Source organism: uncultured Microbacterium sp. (assembly GCF_947632095.1).
Classification (GTDB): domain Bacteria; phylum Actinomycetota; class Actinomycetes; order Actinomycetales; family Microbacteriaceae; genus Microbacterium.
Genome location: NZ_CANROA010000003.1, coordinates 31,137 through 43,325, shown reverse-complemented (window position 1 = coordinate 43,325; position 12,189 = coordinate 31,137). Strand labels below are relative to the sequence as shown.

Here is a 12,189-nt window from a genome sequence, read left to right as displayed (position 1 = left end):
GAGTGCATGGAGACCCTGCGCCACGTCGTCGTTTTCGTCCACCTCATCGGCTTCGCCGTGCTCTTCGGGGCGTGGGCGGTGCAGGCCTTCGGCGGCAAGCGCGAATTCACGCGTCTGATGACCTACGGCATGGTCATCGCGGCGGTCGCCGGTCTCGCCCTCGCCGCCCCCTGGGGCATGGCGGCAGGCCCCGACCTGAACCTCCACATGAAGATCGGCGTGAAGCTGGTCGTGCTGCTCGCGATCGGCGCGCTGCTGGGCATCGGCACCTCCAAGCAGCGCAAGACCGGCTCCCTCTCGCCGGCGCTGTTCTGGCTCGTCGGCATCCTGACGCTCGCGAACGCCGCGATCGCCGTCCTCTGGCGCTGATCCCGCCACTGGCGGGCATCAGCCGATCCGTCATCCGGCGTTATCTGATTCCCAGCCAACGCTCAGGCGGGCGTACACTCGCCGGATGAGCACTGCCACGAAACCCGCCAACTCCCGCTCGCGCGTCATTCTCGCGAGTCTGGTCGGCACCACGATCGAGTTCTACGACTTCTACGCCTACGCGACCGCTGCTGTCCTCGTCTTCCCGGCGCTCTTCTTCCCGAGCGCCGACCCGACCGCAGCCCTGCTGAGCTCGTTCGCCGTGTTCGGCGCGGCCATGGTCGCCCGCCCCATCGGCGCAGCGGTCTTCGGGCACTTCGGCGATAAGTTCGGCCGCAAGGCCACTCTCGTGGCCTCCCTGCTCACCATGGGAATCGCGACATTCCTCATCGGTCTGCTCCCCACCTATCAGACGATCGGCTGGGTCGCCCCGCTGCTGCTGCTCGTGCTGCGTCTCGCACAGGGCTTCGCCCTCGGCGGCGAATGGTCGGGGGCAGCTCTGGTCGCCACCGAGAACGCACCGAAGGGCAAGCGCGCCTGGTACGGATCGTTCCCCCAGCTGGGCGCTCCGATCGGCTTCATCATCGCGAACCTGCTGTTCCTGGTCATCAACTGGTCACTGCCGCACGAGACGGCTGCCCAGCAGTCGGAGGCCTTCCTCTCCTGGGGCTGGCGCATTCCGTTCCTGTTCTCCGCCGTCATGGTCATCGTCGGCCTGTGGGTGCGTCTCAAGCTCGTCGAGTCCGACACCTTCAAGAAGGCCGAGAAGAAGGGCGTCATCCGCAAGATGCCGCTCGTCACGGTGTTCCGCCACCACTGGAAGCAGCTCATCCTCGGCACCTTCATCATGCTGGCCACGTACGTGCTGTTCTACCTGATGACGAACTTCACCCTGACCTACGGAACGAAGACCGACGACATCGAGGTGGCACGGGCATCCGCCGAGGCCGCCGGCAACGCCTTCGATGCGGCGGCTTTCTACCCGGGACTCGGATTCGGTTACACCGACTTCGTGCTCATGCAGATCATCGGCGTCGTGTTCTTCGGCATCTTCACCCTGCTCTCCGGTCCCATCGCCGACGCGGTCGGACGTCGCAAGCTCCTCATCTGGGTGACCGCCGCGATCATCGTGTTCGGCCTGCTGTTCAACGTGTTCCTGCTGCCGCAGGCCGACGCCAAGTTCACGGGCGCGCTGACGATGGCGTTCCTCATCTTCGGCTTCACCCTCATGGGGCTCACCTTCGGCCCCATGGGCGCGATCCTGCCCGAGCTGTTCCCGACGAACGTGCGCTACTCCGGTTCCGCGATCGCCTACAACGTCTCGTCGATCCTCGGCGCGGCGATCGCCCCGCTCATCGCGCTGAAGCTCTGGCAGGCCATGGGCGGCGAGCCCTGGCTCGTCGGCGTCTACCTCTCGGCGATGGGCGTTCTCACGCTCGTCTCGCTCTTCCTCTCGCCAGAGACGAAGGACATCGACTACGAGGACGACCTCGGAGTCTCCGCCTCGCGCTGATCGCCGCTCGCAGAAAGAGGGGGCACGGACCGTTCGGTCCGTGCCCCCTCTTTCTGCGCGTCAGTACGTCGCGAACACACGCCGCTCGGCGCCGTCGAGCGTCATCCGCCCGCCGTAGGGCACGATCCACTGCGGACGCGTGTGCCCGAACGGCACGCCGACGCAGACCACGGCATCCGGGTTGTAACGGGTGATCTGCTCGACGATGGCGTCGGCCTGCGCTGCGCGCAGGGCATCCGCCTCCTCCGCCGACGGGTGGAACTCGAAGTCACTCACCGGCGGGCGGGCGACGACGACACCCGTGACGGATGCCAGAATCCCGCCCTCGCCCAGCGCGCGCACCCACCGTTTCGCCCAGGTCGCGGGCGGACGCCCCTCGCTCGTCTCGAGCAGCAGGACCGCTCCATCGAGGTCGGCCGGCGATGGCATCCGCCCCGACAGCGCCAGGGCGTCGATCGACTCGAGGCAGCCGCCCCAGGTGCGGCCCTCCACGCGCCGCGCGGGGCCCGCCCAGATCCACTCCGGTGTCGGGATGCGGTCGCCGTACTCGCTCAGGGCTCGGCGGTCTTCCCATCGCTTCCCCACGTCCTCCGACTCCCCCGGCTCGGTGAGCTCGATCTCGCCGCCGTCGATGAGCGCGGCACGCAGCGAGCGCGCGTGGATCTCGTCGATCGCGGGGCCGGGGCCGAGGTGCACGGCCGTGGACCCGCCGTAGTATCCCGCGATGCCCAAACCCCACATCCAGTTCAGGATGTTCGTATTGTCGCTGTAGCCGATGAATGGCTTCGGGTCGGCCTGCGCAGTGGCAGCATCCAGGTGGGGCACGAGCGTGATCTGGTCGTCGCCGCCGATCGTCGCCATGATCGCCCGGATGCTCGGATCGGCGAACGCCGCATTGACGTCGGCCGCACGGGCTTCGGCGCTCGCGCCGAGCTGACGCGTCGTCGGGAACTCGACGGGCACGAGCCCGGTGAGATCCTCGAAGCGCCGCAGCGCCTGTTCATGCAGTTCGGGCGCCACGGCGGGTGCGGCGAAGGCGGGAGAGAGCACGGCGACGCGGTCGCCGGGGACGAGCTTGTGCATGCCCCAATCCTGCCGCACGGGAGGGCTAATCGAGCCGGTTCAAAGCCGTCAGCGAGTACGGTGGGAGCACACCCTTCTTCCTTTCAACGAGGTCTCGTATGTCTCGCACGGCGCCCGCTCGCCGACGCGGTCGCGGCGCACCGCAGGATGGTCCGCGCGCCACGTTCCGTCAGCTCCTCCCCTTCCTCCTCGAGCACAAACGCACGCTGATCGTCGTCGCCGTGCTCAGCGTGCTCGGCGCCGCGACCTCGCTCGCGCAGCCGCTTCTCGTCGGTCAGGTCATCACCGCCGTGCAGTCCTCGACCCCGCTCGGGATCCTCGTGTGGCTGCTGATCGCCTTCGTGATCGTGTCGTCGATCATCTCGGGCTATCAGCACTACCTGCTCCAGCGCACCGGCACCGCCGTCGTGCACTCCAGCCGCCGCCGACTCATCGCCCGCATCCTGCATCTGCCGATCCGCGAGTTCGACGCTCGCCGCACGGGAGACATCGTCTCGCGCGTCGGCACCGATACGACGCTGCTCTACGCGGTGCTGACCCAGGGCCTGGCGGATGCCGTCGGCAGTGCCATCCTCTTCCTCGGGGCTCTCGTGGCGATGCTCATCATCGACCCGATCCTGCTGGTCATCATCGTCGCGGTCGTCGGCGTCTCGCTGGGCTGCGTCATCCTGCTCGCGGGCCGCATCCGCACCGCATCCGCTGCCCAGCAGACGAAGGTCGGCGAGCTGTCCTCGGCGGTCGAGCGGGCCGTCGGATCGATCCGCACCGTGCGCGCCTCGGGCGCCACCGAGCGCGAGACGACCGCCGTCTCGGAGATCGCGAAGGACGCCTACGGTCTCGGCGTCCGCGTCGCGCAGGCGTCCGCGCTCGTCGTCCCGCTGTCGGGCATCGCCCTGCAGCTCTCGCTGCTCGCGGTGCTCGGTGTGGGAGGCTTCCGCGTCGCCGCCGGTTCACTGTCGATCGCCTCGCTCATCACGTTCGTGCTGTTCCTCTTCATGCTGATCATGCCGCTGGCGACGACCTTCGGCGCGATCACCTCGGTCAGCCAGGCCCTCGGCGCCCTCGGCCGGATCCAGGAGATCCTGGATCTTCCGACCGAGGACCAGGACGACGCCGAGATCGCCGCCTCCCTGCCTGCCGCGGCACAGGAGACGGGTGCCGCGGCGCTGTCGTTCCACGATGTGCGCTTCCGCTACCCCGAGGCCGTCGTCGCCGCTCGCGAGGCGGCCGCCTCCGAAGCGCGCACCGTTCTCGTCGACGCTCATCTGGAGCGGGCCGCCGATGCTGCAGCCGAAGCCGAGCCCGACACGGCCCGCGATGTGCTGCGCGGTGTCTCCTTCGCGGTGCCCCGGGGTGCCCGGGTGGCGATCGTCGGCCCGAGTGGTGCCGGCAAGAGCACGATCCTCTCGCTCATCGAGCGCTTCTACGACCCGAACGGCGGCTCGATCCGTCTCGACGGCCACGACATCCGCACGTATCCCCGCGCCGAGCTGCGTGCGAACTTCGGCTACGTCGAGCAGGATGCCCCGACTCTCGCCGGAACGCTCGCCGATAATCTGCGTCTCGCGTCGCCGGAAGCCACGGACGCCGACTGCGACCGCGTGCTGCGCGCCGTGAACCTCGGCGATGTGATCGACCGCAGCCCGCTGGGCCTGGAAACACCCGTGGGCGAGGACGGCGTCATGCTCTCGGGCGGCGAACGCCAGAGGCTCGCCATCGCCCGCGCACTGCTCACCGCAGCGCCGATCCTGCTGCTCGACGAATCGACGTCGTCGCTCGACGGTGTGAACGAACAGCGCATGCGCGAGGCGATCGATGCCGTCTCCATCGATCGCACCCTCGTGGTCATCGCGCACCGCCTGTCGACAGTGATCGACAGCGACCTGATCATCGTGCTGCAGGCCGGTGAAGTCGTCGGGCAGGGCACGCACGCCGAACTCATCGAATCGACGCCGCTGTACCGGGATCTCGCCCGCCATCAGCTGTTGGCGTAGCATCCACCGATTTTCGGGCCCTGCCCCGATCGACTGACCGAATCCCCCGAAACATCAGTCGACCGGGACAGGTCCGGTCATGCGGGCGCGAAGCGCCTGCTCATAACGCGGCGACAGGATGACGGGGACCACTCAGCCATGGGTATGTCCCCGCCATCCCGCCGCCGCGGGTCTGGTGGGCCTACGAGCTGTGCTCGAGGCGGTAGCGCAGGGCCGACAGCTCCGATCGCAGAGCAGCGGGCATCCGGTCGCCGAAGGTGTCGTAGAACGACTCGGTGGAGGCTGCCTCCTGCAGCCAGGCATCCGCGTCGATGGAGAAGAGCTCGTCGAGATCCTCCTGCGCGACGTCGAGGCCCTCGAGGTTGAGGTCCGCGATGCGCGGCAGGCGGCCGATCGGGCTGTCAACGGCGGGGACATCACCGCTGATGCGGCGGATGATCCAGTCGATGACGCGCGAGTTGTCGCCGAATCCGGGCCAGAGGAACCGGCCGTCGGAACCGCGACGGAACCAGTTCACCTGGAAGATGCGCGGCGCACGGTCGAAGCGCAGGCCACGACCGACCTTCAGCCAGTGGGCGAAGTAGTCGCCCATGTTGTAACCGCAGAAGGGCAGCATCGCGAAGGGGTCGCGGCGCAGCTCGCCCAGCGTCCCCTCGGCCGCAGCGGTGCGCTCCGAGGAGATCGTCGAGCCGAGGAAGACCCCGTGGGTCCAGTCGGTCGCCTCGACGACCAGCGGAACGTTCGTGGCGCGGCGGCCGCCGAACAGGATGACGTCGAGGGGAACGGCCTCCTCCCAGTCCTCGGAGATCTGCGGGCACTGCGCAGCGGCGACCGTGAAGCGCGAGTTCGGGTGCGCGGCGGGGCGTCCGGACTCCGGCGTCCAATCGTTGCCCTCCCAGTCGATGAGGTTCGCCGGCGGTGCGTCGGTCAGCCCCTCCCACCAGACGTCCCCGTCAGGGCGCAGCGCGACGTTCGTGAAGATCGTGTTGCCCCACAGCGTCTCGATCGCCGTGACGTTCGTCGACTCCCCCGTGCCGGGGGCGACTCCGAAGAAGCCGGCCTCGGGGTTGATCGCCCACATGCGGCCGTCCTCGCCCGGGCGCAGCCAGGCGATGTCGTCTCCGAGCGTCTCGACCTTCCACCCGGGGATGGTCGGGCGCAGCATCGCCAGGTTCGTCTTCCCGCAGGCGGAGGGGAAGGCCGCGGCGACGTGGTGCGCCGTTCCCTTCGGGTCGATGACCCGGATGAGGAGCATGTGCTCGGCGAGCCAGCCCTCGTCGCGTGCGATCACCGAGGCGATGCGCAGCGCGAAGCACTTCTTCGCGAGGATCGCGTTGCCGCCGTAACCCGAGCCGTAGGAGTAGACCTCGAGCGTGTCGGGGAAGTGCACGATGTACTTGTCATCATTGCAGGGCCAGGCGACGTCGGCCTGTCCCTCTTCCAGCGGCGCCCCGACCGAGTGGACGGTCTTGACCCAGGGCGCGCCCTCGGCGATCTGCCGGGTGACGGCGTCACCGACGCGGGTCATGATGCCGATGGATGCCACGGCGTAGGCGCTGTCGGTGATCTGCACGCCGATGTGGGAGAGCGGGCCGCCGACGGCACCCATCGAGAACGGCACGACGTACATCGTGCGCCCACGCATGGATCCGGCGAAGATCTCCGTCATCTTCCCGTGCATCTCGTTCGGATCGGCCCAGTTGTTCGTGGGTCCCGCATCCGCCTCCTCCTCGGAGGCGATGAAGGTGCGCGCCTCGGTGCGGGCGACATCGCTCGGGTGCGAGCGGGCGAGGTAGGAGCCGGGGCGCCACTCGGGGTTGAGCTTGATGAGCTTGCCCTCGTCGACGAGCCCCTCCAGCAGCCGGTTGTTCTCGGCGGCGGAACCGTCGACCCAGTGCACGGCGGCCGGCTGGGTGAGCTCGCGGATCTCCTCGACCCAGGCGACGAGCTCCGCCATCGCGGGAGTGTCATACGACGGAGCGGCGCCGAGAGTGCGCGCCGCGGAGACGGCGGGTACACGCGGGGTGAAGGTATCTGCCATAGCCATGTCTGCTCCCTTGAAGAGTTTGATGATGTGTCCATTCTGAGCACCGCACCGCAGGACTTTCCGCGAAATATTCCTATAAAAAGTACGTTTCTTTCACTATGCTCAAAGAATGAGCAGCTCCGGCATCCATCTGACGACTCTGGGCCACCGCATCCGTCACCATCGCGTGCAGCACGGACTCACCCTCGATGAGCTCGGCGCGCAGGTCGGCGTCGCGGGATCCCAGCTGAGCCTCATCGAGAACGGCAAGCGCGAGCCGAAGCTCTCCCTGCTCCAGGCGATCGCGCACGCGACCGGCACCGAGGTCGCCGACCTCATCTCCGGAGAACCGCCGAACCGCCGGGCCGCGCTGGAGATCGAACTCGACCGCGCACAGGCCAGCCCCGTCTTCCGCCAGCTCGGCATCGCACCGGTGCGCGTCTCCAAGGGAATGCCCGATGAGACCATCGAATCGATCCTGGGACTCCACCACGAGCTGCAGCGCCGCGAGCGCGAGACCATCGCGACGCCCGAAGAGGCGCGTCGGGCGAACACCGAGCTGCGCCTGCGCATGCGGGCGCAGAACAACTACATCGGCGAAATCGAGAAGCTCGCCGAGAAGCAGCTCAAGGCGGCCGGTCATGTCTCCGGCGCCCTCTCCCACCGCACGGTGATCATCATGGCCGAGAAGCTCGGGTTCGAGCTCATCTACGTCAACGACCTGCCCCATTCAGCCCGCTCCGTCACCGATCTCGAGAACAGCCGCATCTATCTGCCGCCGGCATCCATCCCCGGAGGCCACGGCCTGCGCTCCATGGCACTGCAGGCGATGGCGCATCGGCTGCTCGGGCACACACCTCCCACCGATTACGCCGACTTCCTCCAGCAGCGCCTCGAGATCAACTACTTCGCAGCCTGCTGCCTCATCCCCGAGACCGCCGGGCTCGCGTTCCTCCAGCAGGCCAAGAAGGATCGCAACCTCGCCGTCGAGGACTTCCGCGACGCCTTCGGCGTCACCCACGAAGCGGCAGGCATGCGCATGACCAATCTCCTGACCGAGCACCTCGGCATGCGCCTGCACTTCCTGCGCGTGGATGACACCGGCGCGATCACCCGCGTCTACGAGAACGACCGGCTGCCCCTGCCGATGGACGTCACCGGGGCCGTCGAAGGCCAGCCGGTGTGCCGAAAGTTCCAGGCCCGTGCCGCCTTCTCCCAGCAGAACCGCACCACCGAGCGCCACCAGTACACCGACACCCCCTCGGGCACGTTCTGGTGCGCCACGCAGACAGGATCCGCGACCGACGGCGAATACTCCGTGACCGTCGGCGTGCCCTTCGATGACGCCCGCTGGTGGCGCGGGCGCGAGACCTCCGACCGTGCCGTGTCGACCTGCCCCGACGAGGCCTGCTGCCGACGTCCTCCCGTGGCTCTCGCCGAGCGCTGGTCCGGCAAGGCCTGGCCGAGCGCCCGCGTGCACACGCACATGTTCTCGCCCCTGCCCCGCGGGTCCTTCCCCGGCGTCGACGAGAACGAGGTCTACGCCTTCCTCGCGAAGCACGCCTCCGAATGAGCACGCCGGTCCGCACGGAGAACCCCGTGCGGACCGGCGCAGTCCCGGCATCCGTCCCGATCAGGCGTCGAGCGTGACCTCGCGACGGGCAGGCAGCACGACCGGATGAGAACCCGCCATGACCTCGAGCACGCGAATCACCTGGCAGGAGTAGCCGTACTCGTTGTCGTACCAGACGTAGAGCACGACGTCGTTCTCGTTCGCGATGGTCGCGAGACCATCGACGATGCCGGCCCGGTGCGAGCCGACGAAGTCTGTGGAGACCACCTCGGGGCTCTCGACATAGTCGATCTGCTGGCGCAGCCTCGAATGCAGCGAGACGCGGCGCAGGTAGCCGTTGAGCTGGTCCCGGTCCGCCGGGTTCTCGAGCGTCAGGTGCAGCACGGCCAGCGAGACATCGGGGGTCGGAACACGGATCGCGGATCCGGTGAGCTTGCCCTCCAGCTCCGGCAGAGCCCGCGCGACCGCCTTCGCCGCCCCCGTCTCGGTGATGACCATGTTCAGCACCGCCGAGCGGCCGCGCCGATCGCCCGTGTGGAAGTTGTCGATGAGGTTCTGATCGTTCGTGAACGAGTGCACGGTCTCGACGTGCCCGCGCACGATCCCGTACGCCTCGTCCATCGCCTTGAGCACCGGGGTGATCGCGTTCGTCGTGCAGGACGCCGCCGACACGATGCGGTCGGAATCCGTGATGGTGGCGTCGTTGATGCCGTGCACGATGTTCTTCAGATCGCCCTTGCCGGGTGCGGTCAACAGCACGCGCGCGACGCCGGCGGACTCGAGGTGACGGCTCAGGCCCGCCTCATCGCGCCAGCGCCCGGTGTTGTCGACGACGATCGCATCGCGGATGCCGTAGGCCGTGTAATCGATCGTGCCGGGGTCGTTGGAGTAGATCACCTGGATGCGGGTGCCGTTCGCGATGATCTGCTCGGCCTCCTCATCGACCGTGATCGAACCGGCGAAGTTGCCGTGCACGGAGTCGCGCTCCAGGAGGGATGCGCGCTTCACGAGGTCGTTCTCGGCGCCGCGGCGCACGACGATCGCGCGCAGACGCAGACCGCTGCCGCCGCCGGTGTGGGCGATCAGGATGCGCGCGAGCAGACGCCCGATGCGCCCGAAGCCGTACAGCACGACATCCGTGGGCTCGGCGGGCTCAGCCCCCATTGCGGGAGCGAGAGCCTCGCGCAGATAGACCTCCAGATCGCCGCCGTGCTCGGCATGGCCCGAGACGAGCCGGGCCACGTCGATCGACGAGGCGCCGGGAGCGATGTCGTGCAGGGTCTCGAGGACCGCGAGCGTGTCCTCCAGATCGATCTGCTCGTGACCGAGCTGCGCGATGCGCTCGTGCAGCTCGATGACGCCGGTCGTCGACAGTCCCAGCAGTCGATGCCCGTGCAGGGACGTCACCGCTTCATGATCGCGTCGCAGTGCGCCCACCAGCGGGATCATCCGCTCGGCGAGCTCTTCTTTGGCCGTCCAGTCATCGCGATGTGCCGCGAAATCGTTCATCAGCTTCCTTGCATGTGAGAACGCGCTCCGAAGATCGTCCGGGCGCGTGATTGCCGGGTGGGACATCGGGGGATGCGACCAGGATACCCCGTCCGACGACGGCCGGTCCGATCGGGATACTCTGGCCGCATGACCACGATCACCGCCCGCGCCGCGCTCCTCGACATGGACGGCACTCTCGTCGACTCCACGGCCATCGTCGAACGGCTCTGGTGGGAATGGGCGGAGCCCCACGGCCTCGACTGGCGCACCGTGCTCGAGACCGTGCACGGCAGGCAGGGGTGGCAGAGCATGGCGATGCTGCTCCCCGACCGCGACCACGGGATCAACATCGTCGAGAACGAGCAGATGCTCGACCGCGAGAGCATCGAGACCGACGGGGTCGTCGAGATCGCCGGCGCCGCACGATTCCTTCAGTCCCTCGCCCCGTTCCCGCACGCCGTCGTCACCTCGGCGAACCTCGCCCTCATGACCGCGCGCATGGGGGCAGCGGGCCTCACCATCCCCGCACTCGCGATCACCGCCGAGCGGGTGGCGAACAGCAAGCCCCATCCCGAGGGCTTCCTGCTCGCAGCATCCATCCTCGACGTCGCCCCCGCCGACTGCGTGGTCTTCGAGGACTCCGGCGCCGGCATCCAGGCGGGCCTCGACGCCGGCATGACCGTCATCGGCGTCGGACCGCACGCCCCGAAATTCTCACCGACTCACCACGTCGACGACCTCACCGGCATGAGGATCGACGCGGATGCTGCAGGCTTCACGATCAGCTTCGGCTGAGCGTCCTCACCCGAAGACCGGCATCTCCAGCGCGTCCGAGCCGCCGAGGATGATGCCCACGATCCGCGAATCCGGTTCCGTTCCCGTTGCCGGATCAAGGGAGAAGGTGACGGTTCTGCCCGAACGGTCCGCCGCGACATAACGGTTCTGGCCCGGCGCGATCAGATGCACGAAGGTGCCCTGCGGAAACGCCGATACCGCCGTCGACAAGGCATCCCCCACGCGGATGCCTTCGACCGACGGGAGCAACGCTCCATCCACGACCTCATCATCGCCCCACAGGCTCTCGGCGCCGATCATCACCGAGGTCACGGCGATGCCGTCGGACGACCGCAGGACGACGCGGGCACCATCCTCGGCGGTCAACGCCCATTCCCCGGGGATGTCTGTGGAGACCACGACATCGGGAACCGCGGCGAGCGCATCCTCGACGGTGTCGCCGAGACGGATCGGCCCGATGCCCTCAGGCGTGATCGTCCACTCGCCCCACGGACCGGAGGCGTCGCTGGCGGGAGTGTCCTCCTCCTCCTCCGCGGGCGGATTCTCCGTGAGCTCTCCGATCAGCCTCTCCTCCGCGGAGAGCATCGTCTCGACGAGCAATTCAGTGACCGCCCGAGTGTCGAGGCCATCGCCGGTCGTCGCCGGATGCTGAAGCACGATGAAAGCGTTGCCGACCGTTCCGTAGGCGACGAACGACGACCACCAGCCGCAGTCCTCCGCCGGTGCGCACAGGACACCGGCGACAGCATCCACCTGGCCGTCCGCGATATCGACGACCTGATCGAAGACCGCCGGCCCGTCGACATCGAATTCTCCGCAGCTCTCCGCTGCGGTACGGAAAGCGGAGAACATCTCCTGGGCACGGTTCTCACTCGGATACTGCATGGCAACGAGGCGACCGGACGGTTCGTCGGTCGGCCCCGTCCAGCTCACGGCGCGCGCAGCGACCGCGTCCATCGTCGGTTCATAGACGAACGCCTCGCAGATGGCAGGGCTGAACGGTGCTCCGCCGCCATCGGAGATCACCTCGAGGAAATCACTCGGCTCCACGAAGGACTCGGCTCCCGGAAGCAGCGTCGAAAGATCCGCCGCGTCCGGCAGCAACCACGCCAGCTCAGCGGAGCTGAACGACAGCGGACCCTCATACGCCGCCGGAACCTCGGCATCGGCGCTCGGCGTCGGAACAGCCTGTTCCGACTCGACGGTGCAGCCGCTGAGGATCAGCGCACCGACAGACAGAAGGACAGCAGCGGACAGCCGGGCAGAGTGCATGGGTGGTTCCCTCTGTGGAGTGATCGCTCGACGAAACAGCAACAGCCCGCTCAGCATAGAGGATGCTGAGACC

The 12,189-nt window shown here is 68.0% G+C and carries 9 protein-coding genes; 5 read left to right on the top strand and 4 right to left on the bottom strand.

The window, feature by feature from the left end; genetic code table 11:
- The first annotated feature begins 6 nt into the window (after positions 1–6).
- Together Q0Z66_RS01985 and Q0Z66_RS01980 are read left to right on the top strand one after the other, a co-directional pair.
- The gene (locus Q0Z66_RS01985) at positions 7–369 is read left to right on the top strand and encodes a Fe-S protein (protein WP_298037101.1); all 363 of its coding nucleotides are present in this window, start codon (positions 7–9) and stop codon (positions 367–369) included.
- A gap of 85 nt (positions 370–454) precedes the next feature.
- Complete coding sequence (locus tag Q0Z66_RS01980; protein ID WP_298037098.1) at positions 455–1,882, top strand: MFS transporter; 1,428 nt, start codon at positions 455–457, stop codon at positions 1,880–1,882.
- A 60-nt stretch (positions 1,883–1,942) separates the two neighbouring features.
- Here the strand turns inward: Q0Z66_RS01980 and Q0Z66_RS01975 are convergent, their stop codons facing one another.
- The gene (locus tag Q0Z66_RS01975) at positions 1,943–2,965 is read right to left on the bottom strand and encodes a S66 peptidase family protein (RefSeq protein WP_298037095.1); all 1,023 of its coding nucleotides are present in this window, start codon (positions 2,963–2,965) and stop codon (positions 1,943–1,945) included.
- Between the two features lie 98 nt (positions 2,966–3,063).
- Here Q0Z66_RS01975 and Q0Z66_RS01970 point away from each other — a divergent pair, with 98 nt between their 5' ends.
- Positions 3,064–4,959 (top strand): ABC transporter ATP-binding protein, encoded by a 1,896-nt coding sequence (locus tag Q0Z66_RS01970; RefSeq protein ID WP_298037093.1) that lies wholly within the window; start codon positions 3,064–3,066, stop codon positions 4,957–4,959.
- Between the two features lie 181 nt (positions 4,960–5,140).
- On the opposite strand, the gene Q0Z66_RS01965 is transcribed toward Q0Z66_RS01970, so the two are convergent.
- Positions 5,141–6,916, bottom strand: a complete 1,776-nt coding sequence (locus tag Q0Z66_RS01965; protein WP_298037255.1) for a phosphoenolpyruvate carboxykinase (GTP) — start codon at positions 6,914–6,916, stop codon at positions 5,141–5,143.
- A 199-nt stretch (positions 6,917–7,115) separates the two neighbouring features.
- Here Q0Z66_RS01965 and Q0Z66_RS01960 point away from each other — a divergent pair, with 199 nt between their 5' ends.
- Positions 7,116–8,558, top strand: coding sequence for a helix-turn-helix transcriptional regulator (locus Q0Z66_RS01960; protein ID WP_298037091.1), 1,443 nt, complete (start codon positions 7,116–7,118; stop codon positions 8,556–8,558).
- 60 nt (positions 8,559–8,618) lie between these two features.
- Here Q0Z66_RS01960 and Q0Z66_RS01955 read toward each other — a convergent pair whose 3' ends face one another.
- A complete protein-coding gene (locus Q0Z66_RS01955) occupies positions 8,619–10,067 on the bottom strand; it encodes a glyceraldehyde-3-phosphate dehydrogenase (protein WP_298037090.1) in 1,449 nt (482 codons plus the stop codon).
- A gap of 129 nt (positions 10,068–10,196) precedes the next feature.
- Here Q0Z66_RS01955 and Q0Z66_RS01950 point away from each other — a divergent pair, with 129 nt between their 5' ends.
- The gene (locus Q0Z66_RS01950; protein WP_298037088.1) at positions 10,197–10,844 is read left to right on the top strand and encodes an HAD-IA family hydrolase; all 648 of its coding nucleotides are present in this window, start codon (positions 10,197–10,199) and stop codon (positions 10,842–10,844) included.
- Between the two features lie 6 nt (positions 10,845–10,850).
- On the opposite strand, the gene Q0Z66_RS01945 is transcribed toward Q0Z66_RS01950, so the two are convergent.
- On the bottom strand, positions 10,851–12,116 hold the full coding sequence (locus Q0Z66_RS01945; protein ID WP_298037087.1) for a hypothetical protein: 1,266 nt from the start codon (positions 12,114–12,116) through the stop codon (positions 10,851–10,853).
- Positions 12,117–12,189 lie beyond the last annotated feature (73 nt).